Source organism: Clostridium tertium, assembly GCF_902652255.1.
In the GTDB taxonomy this organism is placed as follows: Bacteria; Bacillota; Clostridia; order Clostridiales; family Clostridiaceae; genus Clostridium; species Clostridium tertium_A.
On the sequence record NZ_CACRTO010000050.1, the window covers coordinates 1 to 26,225 of the forward strand.

Below are 26,225 nucleotides of genomic sequence, written 5' to 3' on the forward strand. Positions count from 1 at the left end.
AACTAAAAATGTATAAAAGCCCAGTATTATTATTTCAATAAGTAAACAAAAATATAACTGGAAATAAAATTTCCAGTTATATTAGTAAACTAAATTTATTATTTACACAAATTTTTAGATATTCTCAAAATTTTATAAATCAAGCAATTATTATAAATTGCTTGATTTATTATAGATTTTTAATTTCATTTTTCTAATTAGTGCTTTTGTAAGACTGTCATTTATAAATTTAACAATTATTAATAATTAATAATTAGTTATGTAATTCCTGAAGAATTACTAAAGCAATTGAATCTATCTATATTTTTGACTAAACTTTAGAAATTTTAGTTATATTATAATATGACTCCATCCTTCATTTTAAGCTCTAAATCACATCTTTTTGAGATTTCTTCATTGTGAGTAACCATTATTAGCGTTTTTCCTTCTTTAACAAATTCTAATAATAAATTAATTATCTCATTTCCTGTATCAGTATCTAAAGCCCCTGTTGGCTCATCTGCTAAAATTAAACTTGGATTATTGACTAAGGCTCTTGCTATGGCAACTCTTTGCTTTTGGCCTCCAGAAAGATTATTTACATCTTCATTTATTTTCTCTTCTAATCCTAACCTTTTTAATATATTTTCAACTTTAAGTATTCTTTCCTTAGATTTAATTTTATCTTTTGAATAAACCAAAGGAATTTCTATATTTTCATAAACAGTATACCTATCTACAAGCAAATAATTTTGAGCAATATATCCGAAGAATTCATTTCTTAATTTTGCTACATCACCCTTTAAATAAGATGATGTTTCTTTACCCTGTATTATTATATTTCCATTTGTAGGCTTTGTAATTTGTCCTATTATATTAAGTAAAGTACTTTTACCACATCCTGAAGGCCCCATAATAGAAATACTACTTCCTTTTTTTATATCTAAATTTATATTTTTAACAGCTTCAATTTTATTATCTCCTACGATATATTCTTTACTTATTCCTTTTAAAGAAATTAATTTATCCATACTTATTCATTCCTTTCAAAATAATCTTCTAATTCTAATTTTCTTATTTTCCATAGAGAAATAAAATTAAGAATTAAAGTGATTATAAAATAAACAATAAACACTTCAATAATTGTTAGTTTTTTTTCTAAAGTACCTTCACTAAAAAATTTATTAAAAATTAAAATAACTGGTAAGATTATAGCTGAAATAGTTATAAAATTTCTAATAAATATTTCTTTAAACCTAGCTCCATAAAGTAAATGGATACTATATTCTTTCATATTACTATCAATAACTTGAAGAATTATTATAATAGTTGTTATAAAAACAAAAATTAATACAACAAAAAATAGTACTGCTGCTGAAAGACCATCTATAATAAGATAATCTTTTATAGTTTTTGAGTATTGATTTAAGCTAGATGGCAAATAGTTACCTCCAGCCTCGTATAAGTTCTTATTATATTCTTGCAAAAATTCATTACTTTGATTAATAAAAGAAGTGCTACTAATCATAGCTATTGGATAATATAGGGTTTTAAAGTAATCTAAATTTGTTGATATAAGAATAGTATTTTCAAAGCTTTCAACTCTTTCATCTAAAATATAGTTCATATTTTTTGGTATATGTGAAACTACCTTTGCACTACCATCCCCTATATCTCCAAAGGGTAATATATCATTAACAGATATTCCCTTAACTCCATTTCCAATGTAAGCTATTGTTTCATTTTCTCTTTTGTCATAAAACTTATCTAGTCTAAATACCTTATCAAAGGCTCCTAAGGTTATGATCAATTTATAATCTGGATAACTTTCTAAGGAATACATATCAATTATTGTATAAGCTTCATTTTTATTTAATTTATCCATTATCTTAGAATGAATAGCTTCAGTATAAGTTCCTTCTTTATCTATTAAATTAAAATTAAATATATTTATATCCTTTAATTTATTAATTTCTGATTCTTGATTAATTCCTATAAATGCTTGCGTTGAAGTAAAGGAAAAAAATAAAATAGTAAATATCATTTCTATAATTAAAAGAATAATTATATACTTTTTCATATTTATATCTTTTAAAGAAAATAAAAATTGATGTTTCATATTAAATCCTCCTTAACTATTTTATATTTGCTTCTTTTAAAGGAGATAAACATAATTAAAATTTCTAAGATTAAATTTGTAATGACTGAAATTAATAAGGATATTAAATCCACATTTCCATATATTAATTTTAATATTATAACTCCAAGTAAGCCTCCTACAAAGCTTCCTAATATAAAACTTTCCTTAGCTTCCTTTATCATAAAGATAAATATATTTTTTTCTCTTCCACCAAAAAGGTAATGAATGTTAATAAGATCTCTATTTTTTATAGATATAAGAGAAAAAGTTATAAATTCAGCAAATAAAATTATTAATAAAGTTGGTAACATTAAAAAAGTTTCTTTTCTATTAATTAAATTTTTAAAGCTAACATTTGAAGTTTCATTACTGTTAAATGAGCTAACAGAATATCCTTCATTTTTAAAAATATTAATCATCTCTTTTATTAAAGATTCATCTGCATTTTTTATATAATAATTTCCTTTTGCATCAGTATCTCTTTGAAAAGTTTCTATTAAATAATAGCCTCTTTGCGATCTTTTTAAAGGATTATTTAAAGTATATTTTCCTATAACATTTTTGTATTCATCTTTTATATAAATCTTATTATTCTTCATCAAACTTAAATAATCTGATTGGTTGTAAATTAAAATATTATTATTTTCCTTATCGAAAAAATCATCTTTACTAAAGTAATCTCCTTCCATTTCAAAATCTTTAAAATAAGTTAAGGGATCATAAATATATAGTTTTTCATAAGTTAAGGGCTCTTTTATAACAAGTAAATTTTCATAATTCATAAATAAATTATATAGCTGATTTATTAATAAACTTCCTTTTTCTTCTTCTACATTAAAATCTATTTCATAAGTATTAACATTTAGAATATAATAATTAGATTTTAGTTCAAAGGGTCCTAGTTTTAATGAGGTAATTATATTACTAAGTATAAAAGTAATTACAAATATACTTATGGTACTTAACATTGATATTATAAAAATAGATTTATTATTTCGCTTCATTTTTCCTCCTTACTTTTATGGAGTATGCAGAATATATTTTTATTTTTTACTTTTAAATTCTCATTAACAATTGTAGTTTTATGCTGGCCACATATTTGATCCATAAGGAACTTTTGTTGCTGTTATATTAAAAGTTACTGCAGGAACATTTGCTGTCGTCCATCTATCTCTATATTCTCTATATTTATAAAGTATTCTTCCATCACGTTTACTTGTTCCCATTTCAGTAGAAACAACAACTCTTCCTTCTGCGCCATTATTAAATATCATAGTTCCTTGAGCATAATGATATCCACCGTCATTGTAACTAGGTTGAACTTGAACTTCTCCATAATGGTATAATCCTATTGGACTTGATTCCCAATTTCTAAAAGTATTATTGCCTGTCCATGCAGATACATTAATATTTCCTATTGTGCTTAATCCTAAAGTTAATCCTAAAGTTAAAATTATTTTATTAATTTTTCTTTTCATAATAACCTCCTAATCTGCATACATCCATTTTATTTACATATTACCATCATTTGTAAAAAAAGTAATTGTTTTATAATGAATTTCGTGAATAAATATTTTTTTATGGTATTAATTAACAATAAGTGAATTTTTTTATTGCATTTTAATTAAATTTTTAATAAGAATAAAAAAGGAAGTTGCTAAAAATTTAATAACTACCTTTTATAGTGATTAAAATTTGTGATTAATTAATATCATTTTATGAATTAAAATCTTATATTAATGTAATTCCTAAGGAGTTCTTAAAATAAATTAGACTTAAAACTTTTTTAGGAAGTTTTTTTTAAAAATATTAAAAAAAAGTTCACAAATATAACGTTATTGAATTATAAAAATTAATGTGATAGTATTTCTCCTTGGATGTAGAAAAGGGAGCGGTAGCAGTGAAAAATAAAATAATAACAAACACACTAATATTCATTTTTATAATTTTATTTGTGAATTTATTTAAAATAATTTTTGGACCAGGAAATGTTCTAATAGGAGTAACTATAATTACTATGGCATTAGTTCTTATGGAAGTAGACTTAACTATAATGCCAGTTGATAATTTTTTTAAGATATTATTTTTAAATTTATTTAGTCTAGTATTTTCTGTTTTATCAATTCAAAATATATGGATTGGAATTATATTAAACTTTATTGGACTATTTATAATAGGATATTTTCTTAGTGGAAACTTAAAAAAATCTATGGTAATCCCCTTTGGTTTACAGTATTTCTTTATGATTTTTTATCCTGTTGAGGGTAAGGACTTAATAAATAGGTTCTTAGCATTAATAGCTGGAACTATATTCATAATGATGATTCAATTTATTGTAAATAAAGATAAAGTAATTAAAACTGGGGCTAAGGTAATAAGCAATATTAGTAACAATATATTAATTAAGATATTAGCAATACAGAAGAATGAAAGCTTTGGAAAAGAAAATTTTGCAATTACAGAATCAATAAATTACTTAAAGAGGGTTATTTATGATAAAAGAGTGGATAACTATTATCTAACAAAAGATGGAATATTAACAACGGATATTTTATGGGCACTTGAGAGGATAAATTTACTTTTAGATAATATTAGTGAATTAGAAAATAAAAGTGACTATATTGACTTATTAAATGATGTATATAGTGAAGTTAAAATAATAAAAGATAGAAATTTTAATTTAGAAGATATAGATAAAATAAAGTCTCATATAAATAACGAAAAGGTAAGAGATGAATATGTTAATGAGTTTGCTTATATAATGACCATTCTTTATAAGAAGGTTGAAAGTATAGATATTATTGATAATAAGGAAAAAAATAATATAAGGAAAGAATGTGAAATTCCACACCATTTTCACAATATATTTGTTCATAAAAGTAATTTGAAGATTGACTCAGCAAAAGTAAGATATGCTATAAGATTAGCAATAGTAGGCTCATTTACTGTATTTGTAGCAAAGTTATTCAATTTATCTGAAGGAAGATGGATGTGCTTTACAATTTTTTCTTTAATTCAGCCATATTCTGAAGTATCAAATAGCAGGGTGAAAGATAGAGTTATTGCAACTATAATTGGCGGGATAATAGTTTTACTATCATTTTCAGTTATTAGAAATCAAGCTGCAAGATCTGCTGTTATTTTACTAGCTGGATATTCAGATTCATTTTCGAGAAATTATAGGGAGAAGATGATATGCGTAACAGTGTCAGCAGTAGCTTCAGCAGCAATGGCTGGTGGAACCATTGATTTAGTATTTAAAAGAATATTATTAGTACTAATAGGTGCAAGTTTAACTTTACTTGCTAACAAATTTATTTTCCCATATAAGATTGATGATATGAAGAAGTATCTTATTGAAACATATAGTTCTTTAATAAAACAAATGAAGTATGATATTAAAGAAGACCATAATGATTATAGTGTAAGAAATCTTTATCTTATTACTGGATTTATAGATGATAAGATGAAATTATCAATGGAGTTACCTAAGGAAGAAAGAAATAGCTTTATAGTAAAAAATAGAATAAGAGTGAACGATATTTACAAGTCATTAGTTAATATTAAAAATTAAATTACTATTTTGTAGCAAAAGTACATAGATAGAAATATTTATATAGTAATAGCAATAAAATAGGGAGAAAAACCATATGCAAATGATGGATATGCTTTTTAGAGGACTTATGGGAGGTCAAATGGGTGGCGGAATGCCTAATATGGGTGGCATGCAAAATCCAATGGGTGGCTCAGGTGGAAATCCTCTTATGAATATGCTTTTAGGTTCAATGATGGGCGGAATGGGAGGACAAAGACCAGGGCAAAACCAAGGAAATAATCCATTAGCCATGCTTATGAATGGTATGGGCGGAATGGGTGGAATGGGAAATGGAGCAAGTCAAGGCAATGCAGGCAATCAAGGCAATGGAATGAATCAATTATTAAGTATGCTTATGGGTGGTGGAATGCCAGGGCAAAATAATATGAACGGAAATATGAATAGTAACATGAATGGTGGTATGAATAATAATATGAACAATCCATTGTCCATGCTTATGAACGGTCTTAATCCTCAGCAAGGTCCTCAAGGTAATATGGGATCTCAAGGCCAGCAAGGAACTAACAGAAATAATAGTATGGATATGAACCAACTATTAGGTATGCTTATGGGTGGAAATCAAGGTGTGCCAAACAACATGAATAATAGTAGTAATAACAGTAATATGAATAGCAACAATGGTAATGCTGGTCAGCAAATGGATCCAATTTCTATGTTATTAAATTCCATGAATGGTGGAATGGGAAATAATAATAGTCAAATGAATAACAACCAAGGAGATGACGGTAGAAGATCTTCAAGACATCATAGAAGAAGATAAAATGTGTGCTAACGCACAATTAAGAATTAAAAATGAATAATGAATAATTAAGGAGAAAACTCCTATAGGAGTTTTTAAAATTAAATTGTTTTTGGTAATTTGGATTAAATTATCAAAAGTAAATATTCAGTTATAATTTAAAATTATTATTTACATTAATGTGGCTGCCTTTGGGCAGCTATATTTTACTTAACATAATATATTTACTTAACATAATAGTTTAATAGTAATTTACACTTTAAGACTTTATGATATTTTAAGGGGAAATTCTTGTAAAAGTAAAAAATATAAATTTAAATTATATTTAATAAATCATAAATAAAAATACTTTATTATTTTCTTGAGAAATGGTATTCTATATAATCGAGGATAAAAGTCTATAAACAAAAGACAAAATATAGATATAAATATATAGAGGAGAATACAAAGGATGGATAAAGATTTAACAAAAGATATGACAACTGGGAATCCGGTGAAACTTATATTATTATTTTCAATACCATTACTGATAGGAAATGTCTTTCAGCAGTTTTACAGCATGGTAGATACAATAATAGTAGGTAGATTTGTAGGGGTAGATGCATTAGCAGCTGTTGGATCTACTGGATCTATGGCATTTTTAATAAATGGCTTTGTTGTTGGACTATCTAGTGGATTTTGTGTTTTAATATCTCAAAGATTTGGAGCTAAGGATGAAGATGGGCTTAAAAAAGCTACATCAAGTGCTTTAGTATTATCTTTAATAGCAACTATTATAGTTACAATAATAAGTATGGTTTCTGCTAGACCACTACTTACTTTAATGAATACTCCAGATAATATAATAAATGATGCTTATACATATATTATAATTATTTATGCAGGTACTATTGCAACTGTTGCTTATAATATTTTAGCAAGTATATTAAGAGCTTTAGGAGATAGTAAGACTCCGTTATATTTCTTAATAATAGCGTCTATTTTAAATATAGTTTTAGATATAGTGTTTATAGTTAACTTTAATATGGGAGTAGCAGGAGCAGCATATGCAACTATTATATCTCAGGCAGTTTCAAGTATTTTGTGTTTAATATATACATATAAGAGATATAAGATATTAAGACTTAAAAAAGAAGACTTTAAAGTTAAGAAGAGAGTTTATATAAAGCACTTAAAAATAGGAATTCCTATGGCACTACAGTTTTCTATAACTGCTCTTGGAATTATGACAGTACAAGGTGCCTTAAATGTATTTGGTTCTACAGTAATTGCAGCATACACAGCAGCTTCTAAAGTATTACAAATAGTAATGCAACCAGCAATTACTTTTGGAGTAACAATGGCAACTTATTGTGGACAAAATTTAGGAGCAAGAAACTATGAACGTATAAAAGAAGGCGTAAAGAAATGTATTCAAATATCTATAGTAACTAGTATTATTGCAGGACTTATATTAGTTTTTGGTGGAAAGTTCTTCGTAGGGCTATTTATAAGCAATCCAGATGCAGCTATATTAGCTTATGCACAAGAATGTTTAAATTACGCAGCAATATTCTTTATTCCTTTAGGATTAATATTTATATATAGAAATGCCCTTCAAGGAATGGGAGAATCCTTTGTTCCTATGATGGCAGGAGCTTATGAACTTATAGCTAGAGCAATAGTTGCATTTACATTACCTAAATTTATAGGATATACAGGAATATGTTTATCAGATCCTATAGCTTGGCTTGCAGCAGCAATTCCATTAGGAATTTATTATCATAAAAAAATGAAAACTATAGCAAGTTAATAGTGTACAAGGATTGTAGATAAGAATTAGAAAGTAATGAAACAGTAATTTTGGGTGTATAGAAGCTAGGGAACTAGCTTCTTTTTTATAGAAAAATAATTAGTAAATATAAAACTTATATTTCAGAAGATTTATTTTAAATTTTATAGTAGATGATTATAAAGGGAGGATAGTTAATACTTTATAATCATCTATTTTTTATTTTAGAGTTAGATTAATAAAATTTAATAAAAAGGATAAATTTTTATTAATATGTTGAATATTCATCTGTATTATTTTAGAATTAAAGGTAATGTATGCAAATAAATAACTAAACTATTTTGCGTGATAAAAAGTATAATTTATATACATTTATTAAATGAATTTTAAATTAGATAGTTATGATATTTCGCAAAAATTACATGATATATTGTGAATAAAAATTTAAATTTAAGGGGAGAAAGCTTTTATGAGTTTACAAAATGAAATAGTAGAAAAGGAGACTAAAAAATTAAATCTTGAAAGTGAAATAGTAGAAAAGGAGACTAAGAAATCAAATCCTATTAAGAAGTATATTATTAAAAAAGGAAAATGGGGTGTTCTAATTTTAGTAGCTATTTTAGCTATACTAATTGGAGTAAGATCAGTTATTTATTTTGATAATAAGACTACAAAAATTGGATTTGAAGATATTGGAGAGTTTGCTACACAAGTTGCCTATTGCACAGAGCTAAGTATTATAGATAATTCACGAACTTTGTTTGGAGTTTCAATACCTTTTACACAAAGTAAGTATATATATAGTTATGATGTAATTATTAAAGCTGGTTTTGATTTTGGTGAAATTGAATGGAATAAGAATGATAACATCATTGAAGTTAAGTTACCAGAGGGAAGAGTATTGAGTAGTGAAATAGATTTAGATTCCTTTAAAGTTTATCATGAGAAAGAAAGTGTCTTTAATCAAATTAATATGACAGAAAATAATGAATCAATGAGAGGTTTAAAAGAAAAAGCAGAAGAAGATGCTATTGCAAATGGGTTATTAAAAAATGCTAGAACTAATGCTGAAACAGTCTTAACTGGATTTTTTGCTAAGGAATATGATTTGGACAAGTATGAAATAGTTTTTAAAGATAAATAATTAGGAGGAATAATTATGAAAAAGCGTTTAATCTTATTAGGCATTAGTGTAGGGAGTATTATATTTTTGTTTTACTTTATATTATTTCTTACAGCATAAGAATATATCAAATAAGCAATTCAATAACATAATGATATTTAGTTAAAGCAGATGATTATAAAGTTAGAATAATTATCTGTTTTTTTATTTTATAAGGATAAAGCATAAAGTTAATTTAAATAATCAAATACTTGTAGTAATTATTGATGAGATATGAATAGTTTAATATAATTAAGGTAATAAATTAAACAAAAGATAAACAAGGAAGAAAAAATAATGAGTGAAAATATAAAAAAGGATATTCATCATATACATGATAAAAGCTATAAGGATTTATATTCAAAAAAGGAAATAGCAGTAGATTTATTTAAGTCATTAGTGGATAAAGAATGGACTAAGTATTTGATTCCAGAAAACTTAACACTAGTTAATAAATCTTATATAACGGCAGATTATGAAGAGTTAGAATCTGATATTGTTTATAAAGCTAATCTTAATAATACTGAGGTATATTTTTATATACTTTTAGAATTTCAATCAACAGTAGATTATAGAATGCCACTTAGATTATTATTTTATATGTGTGAAATATTAAGAGAGCACGCAGTTAATGCAAGGCATAAAAAGTATGATAAAAATATAAAAATACCAGCTGTAATTCCTATTGTTTTATATAATGGAGAAGAAAAATGGGTAGTTCCTAAAGAGTTTAGAAAAATGATTTATAATGAAGAGCTTTTTGGAAGTAATATTTTAAATTTTACTTATGATGTTTTTGATATAAGTAATGATGAGAAGTTTAATAAAGAAAATCTTGTAATAAGTAAAAATGTTACATCTGCAATATTTTTATTAGATCAAAAGGTAGATGCTTTAGAATTTTTGGAAAGAATAAAAGTTATAGCTTTATATTTTAATTCTCTTTCGGAAAGTGAATTTAAAGCAATTAAGAATTGGATTAAGAATACGGTGGTTAAAGAATTGGCAGATTCAGCTATAAAGATATTGGAAGCGGATAAAATGGAGGTTGAGCTTATGGTTGCAAGAAATGCTTTTATATTAGAAGAAATGAGAGATAAAGCAAAAGAAGAAGGTAAATCAGAAGGAATAAAAGAAGGAATAAAAGAAGGAATAAAGGAAGGAATAAAGGAAGGAATAAAAGAAGTAGCCATAAAATTACTTGATATATTAGATGATGAGACTATTTCTGAAAAGACTGGATTAGATATTGAAAAAGTTAAAGAGTTAAGAAAATTGAATTCGTAAATTAGGAAGTATGATAATAAATTATGAAAACTCATCATTAAGGTGAGTTTATTAGCCTTTGAGAATGTTTAAATGACTTCATAATATCAGATGGTAGTGATATTTTTGAAATGATGAATATAAAGGATAATATAAAAATGACTTAATGGGAAGATTTTAATAACTGGAATTATGGAAAGTTAGATGAAAAGGAAGTTACTATTTACTAAAGAATAAAAGAGAAAAAGGGCATCTGCCAGATTTTACTCTATAAGTTCGAAAAGGATAGATGTACTAAAATAAGAAGTATTATATAATATTTAGAATTTTAATATTATGGTATAAATTAGTTTAAAGAAATAATACTTTTAAGTGATTAGAGAGGAATTATGAAGTTAAAGGATAAGTTTAATAAAAAAAAGATTGCAATAGAAGAAATAGAGAAAGTATATAAAGTAAGCACATATAATGATTTATATATTTTAGTATCAAAACTTATAGAAAATAATGAGATAGAAGCAATTAAAAGTAGTGGTGGTAATGGTAAAAAACCAGCATTATATAAAAGATACAGGATAGTTGAGGAAGAAGAAGATAATTCAGTTTATTTAGAAGAACTTAACTATAAGATATTAAGTAAATTTGATATTAGTTATTATAAGAAAAATATAAATAAATATAAAGAGCATAGAGAGTATATTTTGGTGTTAAATACATTTATTAAAGAAAATGAAGAATTATTAAAAATACCTTTATCTATGAATGAAAGATCCTTTCAAATATGGAGAAGAGAAAAGTTTTTGCAAAAAGAAGAAGGAAAATTAATAATAAAAAATCTTGGATTAAATTTAGAGTACTTAAATTATTATGACACATCTGAACCATTAGCGTATTATTCAAAATCTAAAAAAACTCCTCAGAATATATTGATATTAGAAAATAAAGATACATATTACACAATGAGAAAATATTTAATAAATTCCCCAAATTCTATTTTAGGTAATGAAATAGACACAGTAATTTATGGAGCAGGAAAAGGAATACTAAAAGCTTTTAAGGATTATGAGGTATCTGTTGAAGATTACTTATTTAGTAAAGAAAATAAGATGTATTATTTTGGAGATCTTGATTATGAGGGTATTATCATATATGAAAATTTTTATAGTAAATTTAAAAATAAATATAATATAAAACCTTTTATAGAAGGGTATAAAAAGATGATTGATAAAGTTGATAATATGAAAAGTTTACCTAAAATAAAAGATGGGCAAAATAGGAATATTAATGATTATTTTTTGAAAGAGTTTTCAATGAATTATAGGGAAAAGATTGAAGAAATATTGAAAAATGATTTATATATCCCACAAGAGATAATAAATATCATTGATTTACAAATGGAGGAGAAATGAAACTAGATTTTTTAAATCAACATCATATTAGAATGAAAAAAATAGGAGCATATTCTTTATTATTTAGAAATAGTATTTCTAAAAGAACTTGGGATAAATATGGTTTTATAGAAGGATATGAGCAAGATAATTTAGTGTTTTCAGTATTATTATATATAATGGAACAATCTTTAAAAGAAGAAATTTGCACAATAGATGATATTGGAGAATTTATTGATGAAATAAACTCAATATATTATAAGAAAAGTATTTCTTATGAAGAATGTAAAGAACTTGCAGAGTTTATTGTTAATGTAATTCTTTGTGATGAAGGAAAAGCTATGTATTTTAAAGCTTTAAATTATAAAAAAGTAGAATATGAAGATATAAATATAAGTTTTTTAAAAAATTCTATGGAGTATATAGAAGGGGTAAGACGTGTGTCTTATTCTTTAACAGATGAAGGTTATGAATTGATTTTATCAACATTAGAAGTAGAAGAAAGTCTAAAATTAACGATTCAAGAAATAATATTTAAGCTTCATTTAGATAAGGCTTCTTATGATAAAGCTTTAGATGATATTAAAAATATATTTAATGACATGCGAAGAAGAGTTCAAAAGATGGAAAATGACATAAGAAGAATTAAGGAATCTCCATTGACTTATTCTGTAGATGAATATAAATCAATGATGGAAGGAAATATAGAAATTTTAAATGATAATAAAAAGAAGTTTTTAGCACATAAATTAGCAATTGAAGAAAAAATTCAAGTGTTTGAAGAGAAAGATATTCATATTAAGGATTTAAATGAGGAAGAAATGGAAAGTTTAATGAATTTGAGAATTATAAATGAATATCTTGGAAAAACCATAGATGAGGAGCAAAGAATATTAAAAAGTCATTTTGATTTAAAAAGAATTTATGGTGAAGAACTTGAAAATATATCCAAAATGGCTCTTATTGAAAGATTCGATATAAAAAAAGAAGTATTTAATAAAATATTAGAAAATCCAAATAAATTAGATAATATTCATTTGTTATTTTCATCACTTTTTACTAGAAATCCGGATAAAAATTATAACTTAAATAAAGCATTTAATTTTCAACAGCCAGTAAGAGCTAAGGAGAATGAAGATGATGAAGAGATTTTATCCTTTAATGAGGAAGATATAATAGAAGCAGAAAATAAGAAAAAGCTAGAGCGTATCGAAAAATGTAACAAGATAATTGAATTAATATTAGAATTTGCATGTGAGAAAGAGAAAATTACTTTAAGTGAAATTAATAATAAGATTAAGGAAAGCGAAGTCTTGAAAGATGTACTTATACCAACTGTAAATATTTTTAGAGAAGTTATTATTGAAATGCTAAAAGTTAGAGATATAAATATTAAGGAGTTACAAGAAGAAAGAAAAACTTCAATTGATAATAATGAAATAGAGTTTCAACTTAATAAAAGCATATTAGAGATTATTGATAGAAATGATTTATTATCAAATATATTAGAAATTAGAATAAATAAAGTAGAGTTTGGAGAAGATATTAAGCTTGAACATGTAAAAGATGAAAATGGAGATTATAAAAATTTTATTTGTTCTGATATAGTTTTTGAAGTTTATAAGAAAAGAGGGTTTATATAAATGGATTATTTAATAGAAGAAATAAAGTTAAGTAATAAAATATTATATTATTTATTAAAAAATAAAGAATTAAAAGAAAATGAAAAAGAACTATATAAAGCTTATTCTGAAAATGAAAATATAGCAGACCTTGTAAAAGTAGCGGGAGAAGAAGTAGAGTGTGAAGTTAAGAAGTTCGGAGCTACTATATATTTAATTCCTAAAGAAGATAATGATTTTTTAGGTTATTCTAAAGGAGAATTAAAGAAAGAACTTTGTAAATCAGGAGCTAATGATAAAGATTATTATTTATCACAATTTATTATTTTAACATTAATAGTTTTATTTTATGGCTCAACAGGGCTTAGCAGTAAGTGTAGAGATTTTATTAAGGTTGGAGAGTTTTTAAATATTATAACTGATAAGTTAAGAGAAGGTGTTGAAAGATTTAGTGAAGTTGATGAAGAGAAAAATGGTATAGCTTATACTAATATATTAGAAAGATTTGAAGCTTTAAAAGCTAGTGATAAAAAAAGTAAATCTAAAACAACCAAAGAAGGTTTTGTACATACTATACTAAGCTTTTTAGACAAACAAGGGTTAATTTATTATATTCAAAATGATGATATGGTAAAAACAACTCAAAAATTAGATAATTTTATGGATTGGCATTTATTAAATAAAAATAATTATAATAGAGTTCTTAGGGCATTAGGAGAGGAAGTATATGAGTAATATAAATAATATTAGAATTGTAAATTTAAATTACAATAATAATACTATTAAAATAGATGATGAAACATTTTATTTTGATGGTGATAATACTATGCTGAATTTAAGAAATGGTGGAGGAAAATCAGTTTTAGTTCAAATGATGATGGCACCATTTGTTAATAGAAGACATAGAGATTTAGGGGATAGACCTTTTGAAAGTTACTTTACTAGTAAAACTCCTACATACATATTAGTTGAATGGAATTTAGAAGATAATGCAGGTTATTTATTAACAGGAATGATGGTTAGAAAAAAAGAGTCATCATCAGATGAAAATTCAAAGGATAAGTTAGATATAATTAATTTTATTTATGAATATAAGAATAAAAATGAATATGATATAAAGAGAATTCCGGTAATAGAAGAGGATGGTAAACATAGAAGAATAAAGAGTTTTACTAATTCAAAAAAACTATTTGAAGATTTAAAGAAGGATAATAATTATAATTTCAATTATTATGATATGAATAATTATAGCACATCAAAAGCATATTTTAATAAACTTCAGGAATATGGAATTGATAATAAAGAATGGGAAAATATTATTAGAAAAATTAATTTAAAAGAATCGGGATTATCCGAGCTATTTAAGGAAACTAAAAATTCAGAAGGATTAATAAAAAATTGGTTTTTACCAACTATAGAAAAGAAGTTAAGTAAAGATGAAGATAGAATAAAAAATTATAAGGAAATAATAACAAGATATATTATTCAATATAAAACTAATAAAAGTAATATAGATAGAAGAAACAAAATAGAGTTATTTAATGAAAAATCTATAGAAATTTTAGAAATAGCTAATAATTTTAAAGAAATGATTTTAATTAAAGAAAGTCATGAAAATAAGATAGCTAATTCAAAAAAATACTTTTATGATGAGATTTTATTTAATGAAAATATTTTAAATGATATTGAAAAATTAATAGAAAATGTACTTAATGAAAAAAGAGAAATTAAATATCAAGAGCTTTCTATGAAAATATATAACTTTTCAGATGAATTATATGCTATTAATAAAAAAATTAATAATGATAATATAGAAAAAGAAAATTTTGAAGAAAAAGTAAATTTTTTAAATAAGGAAAGAAATATATTAAGATGTGCAGAAATTTACGAAGAGTATAGAAATACTTCTAAAGAGTTATTAGAAGTAGAAAATAAAATTAAGGTTTTAAAAGAGGAAGAGGGAGATAAGGAACCAAGGATAAATGATTTAGGATTTTCTATTTTAAATTTATTAAACCTAGAATTAAATAAGTTAGAAGAAGAATTGTTAATATTAGAAGAGGAAAAAGATAATTTAAATAATAAGCAAATAAATTTAAATATATCACTAAAAAATAATAGAGTTTTTGAAAATAATTTAAATAAGAATATTGGCTCATTAAAAGAAAAGTTAAATAGTTATAATAAAATTGAAGATAAATTTAACAAAAGATATAGAGATAATTTATCAAGAAATATTACAGGATATTATAACGATGAGGATTTAATATCATTAGCTACAGAAATTGTTAACTTAATAGATTCACTTAAGAAGAAGAAGATTGATGAAGAAAAAAGAAATTCAGATTTAAATGAAGAGCTTAAATCAAAAAAATCTTTGAAGGAAATTAGAAATAATCAAATAATCCAATTAGAATTAGAGCAAGATTATAAAAATAGAAAGTTAATAGAGTATGATAATGAACTTGAAAAAAGAAAAGATATATTAAAATACTTAGATGAAGATGAAAGTATAATTTTTAATCAAGATATAATTATTGAAAAATTAGAGAAAAAAATTCAAATATTAAATAATGATATAAGAGAATTTAATAAAGTTTATGATAAAAAAGGAAAAGAATTAAATAAGCTAAAAACAGGTAAGGTTTTAGAGTTACCAAAAGAACTTGAAATAGAGTTAAATGAAAGAGATATAGATATTATTTATGGAATGAAATGGCTAAAGAATAATGGATATTCAAAAGAAAAAAATGAAGCTATTGTAAAAACAAATCCTTTTATTCCTTATTCATTAATTATGGATAGAAATAAGATAGAAATTTTAAAGGAAGAGAAGCTTGAAGCTTTTACATCTAGTCCTATTGCAATTATTGATAGAGAAAAGTTAGAAGAAAGCTTAATTAATGATAATTACAATATTATAGAATGTAATGGAGTTAATTTTTATATTTCCTTTAATAATAAACTTTTAGATGAAAAGGAGTTAAATAACTTAATAAAAGAATATGAGGAAAATATAAATAGTTTAAATAAAAAAATATCAGAAAAAGAAGCTGTAAAAGACTTCTATTTGGATAAAAAGGCTTTTATAAAAGAATCATCTTTAACTAAAATAATATATAATCAATTAATAGCTGAAATAGCTGAAATTAAAGAAAAGATTCTAACAAATAAAAAGGAAATAATATCATTAACTAATAAATTAGGTGAATTAGAAAATGAAATTAAAAAGAATTTAGATATAATAGATACTTTAAAGCACCAAATAATAATATTTAATAATAAGAATAATGATTATGCTGAATTATGTAAAGAATATGAGGATTATAAAAATAGTAAGAAATCTCAAGATGAAAATGAAGAAAAACTAAAAATAATTATAGAATCAATTAAAAGTGAAGAAATGTTATTGGAAGAAACTCTACAAGAGTTAAAGAGAAAAGAAGAATCTGCTAGGAATTGCAATGATTTATTAAACAAAGTTAAACTTGACATTAAAAATTATTCTTCTTATGAAGAAGGAAATATTATAAAAAAGGATTTAGAAGATTTAAAGTCTGAATATAATGCGTTAGTATCAGAAATAAAGAGTTCTTATGATGAATTAGTAGAAAAAAAGAAAAGTCTTAATGAAAAGTATTTAATAATTCAAAAGAAATTAACGGATACTGCTTCGAATTATAAATTAGTAGATGAAGATTATATTAATGTTACTCCTAATTATTCAAGAACTATTGAAGCTGAAAATGAAATAAAGAAATATAATAAAGAAATAAACAATATTAAAAATGAAATAAATAAATTAGAAGTTGAAAGTGCAGAAATAAAAACAAATATTCAGTACTTAAAAGAAGAAATTAATAAGTTAATAAATACTTTTGAGCCTAAGGAAAGGAATCTTATTTTTAATAAAAATTTTGATGAAGAGTTAGCAAAGTTATCGGTAATGGAAAAAGAATTATATTCGAAGAAGGAAGAAAAGAATAAAATTATTAATGAACTTAAAATATATGCAAATTCTTTAGAACAATTTGATTTTTCAATAACAGAGGTTATAGAATTAAATTTAGATGATATTAATTTAAAAGAATACATAGGTAAGTTAAATAGAGATAATAGAATAAATAATGAAAATGTTAATAAAGCAAATAGAAATTTAGAGAGAATTGTAGAAAGATTAAGTAAAGAAGAAGTTTTTATTGGAGATTCATTATTTAAGGAATCTATAGCGGGATTATTAAGCTTTGTAAATAATCCAGAAAAGTTTATTGCTCAGCTAAATATAATATTACAATCTTATAATACAATCATAGAAAAATTAAAAGAAGATATAGAATTAATAAATAAAGAGAGAAATAATATTATAGATAATATAATTGAATATATTTCAATTGTTCATAAAAATATTAGCCAATTGGATAACAATTCATCTATTGATATTAACGGTAAAAGAGTAAAAATGCTAAATATTATTCAACCTGATTGGGAAGAAAATAAGGAAGTTTATAAATTAAGAATAAAAGGGTTTGTTGAAACTTTAAGAAATCAGTGTATAGATTTATTAGAGAAAAATGAAAATATTAGTGAGTTAATAGATAATAGAGTAAATATAATTAAGTTATATGATGAAGTTGTAGTTATTAGCAGCATAAATATTAAATTGTATAAAATAGAAGAGAATAAACAAAAACAAATTAGTTGGGATGATGTTTCTAAGAATTCAGGGGGAGAGGGCTTCCTATCTGCCTTTGTAATTTTATCAAGTTTATTATCATATATGAGAAAAGAAGATAAAGATATATTTACTAGGAAAGAAGAAAGTAAAGTATTAATTATGGATAATCCTTTTGCTCAAACTAATGCAGCACATCTTTTAAAGCCTTTAATAGATATTGCTAAAAGAAGTAATACTCAACTTATATGCTTAACTGGACTTGGAGGAGATTCAATTTATAATAGATTTGAGAATATATATGTATTGAATTTGGTTAATTCAAAATTGAAGAATGGACTTAGATTATTAAAATCAAATCATATTGTAGGTGATGAAGAAAGGGAAGTTTTAGTATCAACTTATACAAAAATAGAAGATGAACAGATGAAATTATTTTAAAAGGATAAATTTAGAATGTTATAATTAGTATTAACTTTATTGAAAGTTATCAAATCAGATAAGTAAGATAATTTAAAAATAAGTATATTAATGCTTATTAAATTTTAATTAGAGGCTGTAATGTACAGCCTCTTAATTTTCAAAACAACCTAAGGAGTTTTTTCCAAAAATATGAATTATCAATTCTTAATTTTGTCATAGCAACTAAAATCCTTTTTTCTTAGCTTCAATTCCACTTTCATTAAGTGCAGGTTCTTCAGTAGTAAAATTATAATGATTGTTAGCATATTGATTTTGGGACTTAGATCCATTCTTTAGATAATTATCTTTAGAATGGACTTTTTTATTTTGACTTTTCATAATTAGTACCTCCTAAAATATACTCATATATAGTATTAGAAGAATTAAGAATAATATTATAAGGAAATATTATATAAGTTGTCATAAAATGCACAACATTTTATGGATTAAAGAATGAAAAAATTAAAAAATCTTTGCAGATTTTTTTATAAGAGTACCTTTAAAATAAAGTAGGTTTTGCATAGCAAAACCTCATTCCTTCATTCTTTCATTCCTTAATTTCTTCATTTTAAATGCTTTGCATTTAAAACTTACATACTATCTTCATCCTAAATTCATAGGAGAGAACTATAATTAAGATATGATTATAACATTAAAATGTGGACAATATTAAATTATGAGAAATATTCCATTTAATGTATAATAATTGTATAAATTAATATAGGGGGACTAGAGATATATGATAAAGATTTTATTTTTAGAGGATGAGCCAAATATATTAGAAGTTACAACTGAATATATGAAGATGCAAGGATATGATGTTACTTGTGTATCTAATGGAGAAGATGCTATTGAGATGTTAAAAAAGGATGATTTTAATTTAGCTATTTTAGATATAATGGTTCCTAAAATAACTGGCATAGAAGTTCTAGAATATATAAATGAAAGCAAAAAAGATATAGCAACTATTATGCTTACAGCTCTTGGAGATGAGCAAACTCAATTAAAGGCCTTTAATTTAAAAACTGATGATTATGTAATAAAACCTTTTTCACCTTTATTACTTTTAAAGAGAATTGAAGCTGTTTTAAGAAGAAGTCTTGTTGAGAAAAATATTGATAATGATAATAATGAGTTTTATATAGATGATAAAACATATCAGGCTTATTATATGGGGGAAAGCTTACATTTAACCTTAAGTGAATTTTTATTATTGCAGACATTAATGAAGGAGCCTAATAGGGTTTTTAATAGAGAGCAATTAATAATGAAGATATTTAATGAGGATTATATTTCTAGTGATAGGATTATAGATGCTCATGTTAAAAATTTAAGAAAAAAACTACCTCATAATTATATAAAAACAGTTATTGGAGTTGGGTATCAGTTTAATAAGGAGGGAATTTAATGAACTTGTCTAAAAAGACATTTATATATAGTTCAATACTTTCAGGTATTATTCTCTCACTTATACTAGTTTATTTTATTATAATGTTACCTTCTTTATATATTGATTATCAAGGAAAAAGTAATTATCAAGCTATAAAAGGAATTCATGAAGAATATATAAAGAATAAAAATTATGATAATATACATTCTCCTAATCCGACAGCAACTCTTAGTGTTAGAATACCATCTAGTGGCAGTGATATATATGCATCCAATACTTTCGGTTCAACTAAAATTACTATTAAAGATAATGAATTAAATAATTTATTAGATGAACTTAGATATTACTCAAAGAATATGGAGGAAATAAAAGATAATGATGATTACTTTGAAAGACTTTTTGATACTTTAAAGAAAAGTTTTAATCAAGAAGTTTTTCTTAAGGATTTTCCAGTGAGTTTTGAGTTTATTGAAAGTAATAATAAGAATGTATTTAATGAAGGCACAAGTAAAATGAATATTTTTTCAGATGACACTGTAATTTATGAGTTTAATAGCTTTGATGGAGTAAATTATTTTACAGCATACTTTGCTACTACAATTGATAAAGGGGAAATAATTGTATCTGTATTATCTGTAATGACACCCAAAATTGAAGATATTCGATCCATAGTAGTACAAAGCTTACCTATGATAATAGCAGTTCTTATTTTAATATTAATAGTTTTCACACACTTTTTCTCTAGAAAAATAATAATTCCAATTAAGAAGCTTGCAAATCATGCAGAATTTATTAAAGAAAACAATATAAATGAAGCATCACCTATTGAAATAAAGGGTGAAGATGAGATAGCTCTTTTAGGAGATACATTAAATGAGTTATATAGCAAACTAAATGAAAGTTTTATTAATTTTGAAGAGAAAAATAGACTGTTAGTAGTAGAAAATAAAAGGCAAGATATATTTTTAAGAGCATCTTCTCATCAATTAAAAACACCAGTTGCAGCAGCTCTCCTTCTTGTTGAAGGTATGATTGATGAAGTAGGGAAGTATAAAAATACAAAGGAATATTTGCCTAAGGTCAAGTTACAACTTTTATCTATTAGAAAAATTATAGATGAAATTTTAAATCTTAATAATAAGGATGTAAATAAGAAGATAATAAATATTAAGGTATTAATAGATGAGATATTATTTGAACATGAAATAGGAATAAAAGAAAAGTTTATTAATGTAAGCTTTGAAGGTAATGATATTCTGTTAGATACAGATTATCACTTAGTCTATAAGATAATAGATAATTTAATTAATAATGCAATTAATTATACTAATAGAAATAATGATATAAGAATTACATTATCAAAAAATAACTTAGAAATTATTAACTACGGAGCTCATATAGATGAAGAACTATTGCCTAATATTTTTGATGCCTTTGTATCAAGCAATTCAGAAACTAGGGGAAGAGGCTTAGGTTTATATATAGCATATTATTATTCTAATCTTTTAGGGTATAAGATTGAAATAAGTAATATTAGTAATGGTGTTAAGGCTATAGTTTACTTTAATAACTAGCTACACATATGAAATAAAGCTACAGAGAATTTGCATAGCATATTCATATGAAATTCATAGGAAGAAACTATACTTAAACTATGGAATCTAGTAAAAGGGAGGAATAATAATGATAAGTATAAATAATTTAGAGGTTAAGTACGGAAAAGAATTGGCATTATTAATTAAAAGTCCTATAAAGTTTGAGAGTGGAGATAGGGTTGGGATAATAGGATCTAATGGAGCAGGGAAGACGACTTTAGTAAAGGCAATATTAGGACTTATTAAATATAATGGTTCAATAAATACAAAGGTAAAACCAGAAGAAATGTCAGCACATATGCAGTTTAATAATTATGTTGATACAATGGCAGTTAAGCATATTATTGAAGCTATTTTAGATACAAAGATAAAAAATAATAAAGAGCTTCAAGAATTAATTAATTTCTTTGATTTTAATCCTTGTTTAAATAAAAGATATAGTGCACTTTCAGGAGGACAAAAGCAAAGACTTACTATTATATTAGTATTAATTCAAGATGCACCTTTAGCTTTCTTTGATGAAGTTACTTCAGGTCTTGATTTTGAAACAAGACAACAGCTAATGAGCAAAATTGAAGAGTGGTACAGAAATAAAAATACTACCATATGTATAGTTTCTCACTATTATGAGGAGTTAGAGCAATTAACTAATAAGATATTAATATTAGAAAAGGGAAGAGTAGTAGATTTTGGAGATAAGGAAGAATTATTTAGAAAGTACTGTGGTAAATCAATAATTATTTTAGCTAATAATGATAAAAATATAGAAATAACTAAAAACTTTAGAAAAATTAAATCTCCAGATCACTTAATTGCAGTTTCTTGCATGAGTATTGAAGAGGAATTAGAAGTAGCTAAGCTTTTAATTGAAAATGATATAAGCTTTAAGAGAAGTAACTCAGATATAGAAATAATGAGTATAAATGCAAAGAATAAGGCAAAGAGTGAGGAGGTAGCTTAAAATGAAAGGACAATTAGTTAAAAGTAGTTTAGTTAAATATGAGTTAAGAAATATAGTAGGCAATATATTTACAGTGGTTTTTGGAGTTATCTTTCCAATATTTATGTCAGTTTTCTTAGGAGCAATAATTGGCGGTAAGGTTCCTGAAGAAGCAAGAGCGTCAGTAATTACAAATATTTTTATAAGTAATAGCATGATGATTCCTCTAGCTACAGTTTTTATTGGATATTCAGCAACTTTTTCTCAAGAACTTGAAAAAAATATTCCTCTTAGATTTAGACTATTTGGATATAAAGAAAGGACTTTAGTAGCATCTAAGATAATTGCATATTTAATTTTTATGACAATAGCATTAACTATATATACAATAGTATCTTTTATAGCACTAGATATACAAGTTCCATCCTTAAGCTCAGCTTTAGTTTTAGTAGGTTCATTATATTTACTTGCTATAATATTCTTTATTTTATCTCATGGTATTTCTTTAATTATAAAGAAGTTTGGACCAACTTATGCAATTACTATGATTCTATATTTTGGAATAATGATTTTAAGTGGTATGTTTGGAGTTCAAGCAAAAGATTTCCCAGCACCTTTAATGAAGGTAGCATATTTATTCCCAACAACTTATGTGGCAGGTGACTTCGTTGATTTCTGGCAAAAAGGTAGTTATAATTTTATGCCATATATTCAATCTTTAGTATTACTCTTAGCAGTAGCATTAATTATATTAATAATAGCAATAAACAAAGATTCTAGATATAGTCACAGTACTAAAGTATCCTTAAATAAAAGTGATAAAGTTTCAGTTAATAAATAGTAGTCAAAATTATAGAGCTTATAGAGTGTAGTTATGTAAATACTCTATAGGCTTTTATTTTCTTTAATAACATTATGTATATCAGTAGCAAAAGCTTTATTAAGATGCAAAGTTATAAATAAGTGGATTCGTAATGATATATGTGGTTAAATATGCAATATATAGCTTGTAACATTATGTAAATTAAAAAAAATCAATGATAAAATTCTCTTATAATGTTATAATCAATTAGCGAAATGATAATTTTGATATAAGAAAAGATTAACTTTAGTTTAAGAAAACTTAATGAAATAAATTCTATAATAATTTAATCTTTAATTTTAAATTTTACATTTTAATTTAAAAAGTAGGTGTTTAAATGTCAAATAATAGATTTCTACCAATAAGCAAAGAAGATATGAAGGAACGTGGATGGGATCAATGTGACTTTATAATAGTTACAGGGGATGCCTATATAGACCATCATAGCTTTGGAACAGCAATTATTTCTAGAGTCTTAGAAGATGCAGGATATAAGGTTGGTATTATTCCTCAACCAGATTGGCATAGTGTAGATGATTTTAAGAAGCTTGGAAGACCAAGGCTTGCTTTCTTAGTTAATGGAGGAAACATGGATTCCATGGTTAACCATTATACTGTAAGCAAAAGACCTAGAGAAAAGGATCTTTATACTCCAGGTGGTAAAATGGGAGCAAGACCAGATAGAGCAACAATAGTTTACTGTAATAAAATAAGAGAAGCATATAAAAATATTAATGTAGTTATAGGTGGAGTTGAGGCAAGCTTAAGAAGAATGGCTCACTATGATTACTGGGGAGATAATGTAAGAAATTCTATATTAATAGATAGTGGAGCAGATCTTTTAATATATGGAATGAGTGAAAAGCAAATTGTTGAAGTTGCTAATGCTTTAAATGATGGTTTTGAAGCTAAATATATTAGACACGTTAATGGTACTACATATACTATAGATTCATTAGATGAAATATATGGTGATTATAAGCTATTACCATCAAAGAATGAAGTAACAAAGGATAAGATGAAATATGCTGAAGCCTTTAAAATTCAATATGAAGAGCAAGATCCAGTAAGAGGTAAGATGTTAGTTCAAAAGCATGGTGATAAATATGTAGTATGTAATACACCAGAAATGCCTTTAACTAGAGAAGAACTTGATAAGGTATATGCACTTCCATATACTAAGGAATGTCATCCTATATATGATGAATTTGGTGGGATTGCAGCTTTAGAAGAAGTAAAGTTTAGTATAGTTAGTTCAAGAGGATGTTTTGGTAACTGTTCATTTTGTGCTATAACTTTCCACCAAGGGAGAGCAGTACAAAGTAGAAGTGAAGCTTCTATCTTAGATGAAGCAGTTGAAATAACTAATCTTAAAGACTTTAAGGGATATATTCATGATGTTGGAGGCCCAACAGCAAACTTTAGAAAGCCTGCTTGTAAGACACAGCTTACTATAGGTGCATGTAAATCTAAACAATGCTTAACTCCAAAACCATGTAAGAACTTAATAGTAGATCATAGTGAATACTTAGGAATACTTAGAAAGATAAGAAGATTACCTAAGGTAAAGAAGGCATTTGTGCGTTCAGGTTTAAGATATGATTATATAATGGCTGATAAGAATGATACTTTCTTTAGAGAACTTGTTGAGCACCATGTAAGTGGACAATTAAAAGTTGCTCCAGAACACGTTGCAGCAAATACTTTAAAATACATGGGTAAGCCAGCAGGTGATACTTATGATAGATTTAGAGAAAAGTTCTTTAAAATTAACAAGCAATTAGGTAAGGAACAATATTTAATTCCATACTTAATGTCAAGCCATCCAGGGAGTGGATTAAATGAAGCAATAGAGCTTGCTGAATACTTAAGAGATACAAAGTATCAACCAGAACAAGTTCAAGATTTCTATCCAACACCAGGGACTTTATCGACAGCTATGTTCTATACAGGAATTAACCCAATAACAGGGGAAGAGGTTTATATTCCAAAGAGTAGAGAAGAAAAAGCTATGCAAAGAGCGCTGCTTCAATTTAAGAATCCTAAGAACTATAACTTAGTTCATGATGCTTTAGTTAAGGCTGGAAGAGAAGATTTAATAGGAAATGGGCCAAAGTGCTTAATTAAATCAAAGGCTGATAGATATATGGCTAAGATGAAAAGAGAAGAAGCAATAGCAAGAGGAAGCTCAAATAGAGGAAAGCAAGGTTCTAAGTCAAAATCTTCTTCAAAACCATCTGGAAAAATGAATAGTAAATCAAATTCAAAGCCTTCAAATAGTAAAACTTCATCAAAAGGAAAATTTGGAGATTTTAAAGGGAAAAGCTCTAAGACAAAAAGTAATAAGGGCGGTAATAGAAGACAAGGAAGATAAGGCGAAGGTGCTGTCGCACAATGTAAAATTAAGAATGAATAATGAAAAATTAATGAAAAAACTCCTGAAGGAGTTTTGAAAAAAATTAGTTTTAGTAATTCTGAAAGAATTCTCATAGGACCCCTCAGAATGTTGGACTATTACACTCAGTGTAATTATAATTAAAATAACTTACTTGAGGGGGAAAGAAATGAGTACGAGATTCATAAGAAAGTTTACTGAAGAAGAAAGAGTTGCTATTGTTTGT

18 protein-coding genes are annotated in these 26,225 nt (G+C 25.0%); 14 read left to right on the forward strand and 4 right to left on the reverse strand.

Annotated elements, in window-relative coordinates:
- Positions 1 to 335: 335 nt before the first annotated feature.
- The 4 genes from GPX08_RS16950 to GPX08_RS16965 all read right to left on the reverse strand — a co-directional run bounded on the left by GPX08_RS16950 (position 336) and on the right by GPX08_RS16965 (position 3,597).
- Positions 336 to 1,010, reverse strand: a complete 675-nt coding sequence (locus GPX08_RS16950) for an ATP-binding cassette domain-containing protein (protein WP_156627995.1) — start codon at positions 1,008 to 1,010, stop codon at positions 336 to 338.
- 2 nt (positions 1,011 to 1,012) lie between these two features.
- Positions 1,013 to 2,098 carry a hypothetical protein gene (locus GPX08_RS16955; protein WP_156627996.1) on the reverse strand — a complete coding sequence of 362 codons (1,086 nt, stop codon included), beginning with the start codon at positions 2,096 to 2,098 and terminating at the stop codon, positions 1,013 to 1,015.
- Positions 2,095 to 3,123, reverse strand: coding sequence for a hypothetical protein (locus GPX08_RS16960; RefSeq protein WP_156627997.1), 1,029 nt, complete (start codon positions 3,121 to 3,123; stop codon positions 2,095 to 2,097). The genes GPX08_RS16955 and GPX08_RS16960 overlap by 4 nt, the downstream gene beginning before the upstream one ends.
- Before the next feature lie 78 nt (positions 3,124 to 3,201).
- Positions 3,202 to 3,597 (reverse strand): hypothetical protein, encoded by a 396-nt coding sequence (locus GPX08_RS16965; protein WP_156627998.1) that lies wholly within the window; start codon positions 3,595 to 3,597, stop codon positions 3,202 to 3,204.
- Positions 3,598 to 4,019: 422 nt separating this feature from the next.
- Between GPX08_RS16965 and GPX08_RS16970 the strand changes: the two genes are divergently transcribed.
- From GPX08_RS16970 to GPX08_RS17035, 14 genes are all read left to right on the forward strand, one after another.
- Positions 4,020 to 5,693 carry a hypothetical protein gene (locus GPX08_RS16970; RefSeq protein WP_156627999.1) on the forward strand — a complete coding sequence of 558 codons (1,674 nt, stop codon included), beginning with the start codon at positions 4,020 to 4,022 and terminating at the stop codon, positions 5,691 to 5,693.
- Between the two features lie 133 nt (positions 5,694 to 5,826).
- Positions 5,827 to 6,495: a hypothetical protein gene (locus tag GPX08_RS16975; protein WP_156628012.1), complete on the forward strand. Its 669-nt coding sequence runs from the start codon at positions 5,827 to 5,829 to the stop codon at positions 6,493 to 6,495.
- A 430-nt stretch (positions 6,496 to 6,925) separates the two neighbouring features.
- Positions 6,926 to 8,266 (forward strand): MATE family efflux transporter, encoded by a 1,341-nt coding sequence (locus GPX08_RS16980; RefSeq protein WP_156628000.1) that lies wholly within the window; start codon positions 6,926 to 6,928, stop codon positions 8,264 to 8,266.
- Positions 8,267 to 8,714: 448 nt separating this feature from the next.
- A complete protein-coding gene (locus tag GPX08_RS16985; protein WP_156628001.1) occupies positions 8,715 to 9,389 on the forward strand; it encodes a DUF4230 domain-containing protein in 675 nt (224 codons plus the stop codon).
- 315 nt (positions 9,390 to 9,704) lie between these two features.
- A complete protein-coding gene (locus GPX08_RS16990) occupies positions 9,705 to 10,694 on the forward strand; it encodes a transposase (RefSeq protein ID WP_156628002.1) in 990 nt (329 codons plus the stop codon).
- A gap of 368 nt (positions 10,695 to 11,062) precedes the next feature.
- Positions 11,063 to 12,082 carry a hypothetical protein gene (locus tag GPX08_RS16995; protein ID WP_156628003.1) on the forward strand — a complete coding sequence of 340 codons (1,020 nt, stop codon included), beginning with the start codon at positions 11,063 to 11,065 and terminating at the stop codon, positions 12,080 to 12,082.
- On the forward strand, positions 12,079 to 13,704 hold the full coding sequence (locus GPX08_RS17000; RefSeq protein ID WP_156628004.1) for a hypothetical protein: 1,626 nt from the start codon (positions 12,079 to 12,081) through the stop codon (positions 13,702 to 13,704). The genes GPX08_RS16995 and GPX08_RS17000 overlap by 4 nt, the downstream gene beginning before the upstream one ends.
- Positions 13,705 to 14,418, forward strand: a complete 714-nt coding sequence (locus tag GPX08_RS17005; RefSeq protein ID WP_156628005.1) for a hypothetical protein — start codon at positions 13,705 to 13,707, stop codon at positions 14,416 to 14,418.
- Positions 14,411 to 18,796, forward strand: coding sequence for a hypothetical protein (locus GPX08_RS17010; protein WP_156628006.1), 4,386 nt, complete (start codon positions 14,411 to 14,413; stop codon positions 18,794 to 18,796). The genes GPX08_RS17005 and GPX08_RS17010 overlap by 8 nt, the downstream gene beginning before the upstream one ends.
- Before the next feature lie 760 nt (positions 18,797 to 19,556).
- Complete coding sequence (locus tag GPX08_RS17015) at positions 19,557 to 20,225, forward strand: response regulator (protein ID WP_156628007.1); 669 nt, start codon at positions 19,557 to 19,559, stop codon at positions 20,223 to 20,225.
- The gene (locus tag GPX08_RS17020) at positions 20,225 to 21,781 is read left to right on the forward strand and encodes a HAMP domain-containing protein (RefSeq protein ID WP_156628008.1); all 1,557 of its coding nucleotides are present in this window, start codon (positions 20,225 to 20,227) and stop codon (positions 21,779 to 21,781) included. The genes GPX08_RS17015 and GPX08_RS17020 overlap by 1 nt, the downstream gene beginning before the upstream one ends.
- Before the next feature lie 109 nt (positions 21,782 to 21,890).
- Complete coding sequence (locus tag GPX08_RS17025; RefSeq protein ID WP_156628009.1) at positions 21,891 to 22,763, forward strand: ATP-binding cassette domain-containing protein; 873 nt, start codon at positions 21,891 to 21,893, stop codon at positions 22,761 to 22,763.
- Between the two features lies 1 nt (position 22,764).
- On the forward strand, positions 22,765 to 23,583 hold the full coding sequence (locus tag GPX08_RS17030) for an ABC transporter permease (RefSeq protein ID WP_156628010.1): 819 nt from the start codon (positions 22,765 to 22,767) through the stop codon (positions 23,581 to 23,583).
- 358 nt (positions 23,584 to 23,941) lie between these two features.
- Positions 23,942 to 25,978, forward strand: a complete 2,037-nt coding sequence (locus GPX08_RS17035) for a YgiQ family radical SAM protein (protein WP_156628011.1) — start codon at positions 23,942 to 23,944, stop codon at positions 25,976 to 25,978.
- The last annotated feature ends 247 nt before the right edge of the window (positions 25,979 to 26,225 follow it).

Bases quoted from the DNA above. Each gene is read 5' to 3' on its own strand.
- GPX08_RS16960 (WP_156627997.1), bottom strand. From the start codon at position 3,123: ATGAAGCGAAATAATAAATCTATTTTTATAATATCAATGTTAAGTACC.
- GPX08_RS17025 (WP_156628009.1), top strand. From the start codon at position 21,891: ATGATAAGTATAAATAATTTAGAGGTTAAGTACGGAAAAGAATTGGCA.
- GPX08_RS16980 (WP_156628000.1), top strand. From the start codon at position 6,926: ATGGATAAAGATTTAACAAAAGATATGACAACTGGGAATCCGGTGAAA.
- GPX08_RS17030 (WP_156628010.1), top strand. From the start codon at position 22,765: ATGAAAGGACAATTAGTTAAAAGTAGTTTAGTTAAATATGAGTTAAGA.
- GPX08_RS16990 (WP_156628002.1), top strand. From the start codon at position 9,705: ATGAGTGAAAATATAAAAAAGGATATTCATCATATACATGATAAAAGC.
- GPX08_RS16950 (WP_156627995.1), bottom strand. From the start codon at position 1,010: ATGGATAAATTAATTTCTTTAAAAGGAATAAGTAAAGAATATATCGTA.
- GPX08_RS17020 (WP_156628008.1), top strand. From the start codon at position 20,225: ATGAACTTGTCTAAAAAGACATTTATATATAGTTCAATACTTTCAGGT.
- GPX08_RS16965 (WP_156627998.1), bottom strand. From the start codon at position 3,597: ATGAAAAGAAAAATTAATAAAATAATTTTAACTTTAGGATTAACTTTA.
- GPX08_RS16995 (WP_156628003.1), top strand. From the start codon at position 11,063: ATGAAGTTAAAGGATAAGTTTAATAAAAAAAAGATTGCAATAGAAGAA.
- GPX08_RS17015 (WP_156628007.1), top strand. From the start codon at position 19,557: ATGATAAAGATTTTATTTTTAGAGGATGAGCCAAATATATTAGAAGTT.
- GPX08_RS17035 (WP_156628011.1), top strand. From the start codon at position 23,942: ATGTCAAATAATAGATTTCTACCAATAAGCAAAGAAGATATGAAGGAA.
- GPX08_RS16975 (WP_156628012.1), top strand. From the start codon at position 5,827: ATGCCTAATATGGGTGGCATGCAAAATCCAATGGGTGGCTCAGGTGGA.
- GPX08_RS16955 (WP_156627996.1), bottom strand. From the start codon at position 2,098: ATGAAACATCAATTTTTATTTTCTTTAAAAGATATAAATATGAAAAAG.
- GPX08_RS17005 (WP_156628005.1), top strand. From the start codon at position 13,705: ATGGATTATTTAATAGAAGAAATAAAGTTAAGTAATAAAATATTATAT.
- GPX08_RS16985 (WP_156628001.1), top strand. From the start codon at position 8,715: ATGAGTTTACAAAATGAAATAGTAGAAAAGGAGACTAAAAAATTAAAT.
- GPX08_RS17000 (WP_156628004.1), top strand. From the start codon at position 12,079: ATGAAACTAGATTTTTTAAATCAACATCATATTAGAATGAAAAAAATA.
- GPX08_RS17010 (WP_156628006.1), top strand. From the start codon at position 14,411: ATGAGTAATATAAATAATATTAGAATTGTAAATTTAAATTACAATAAT.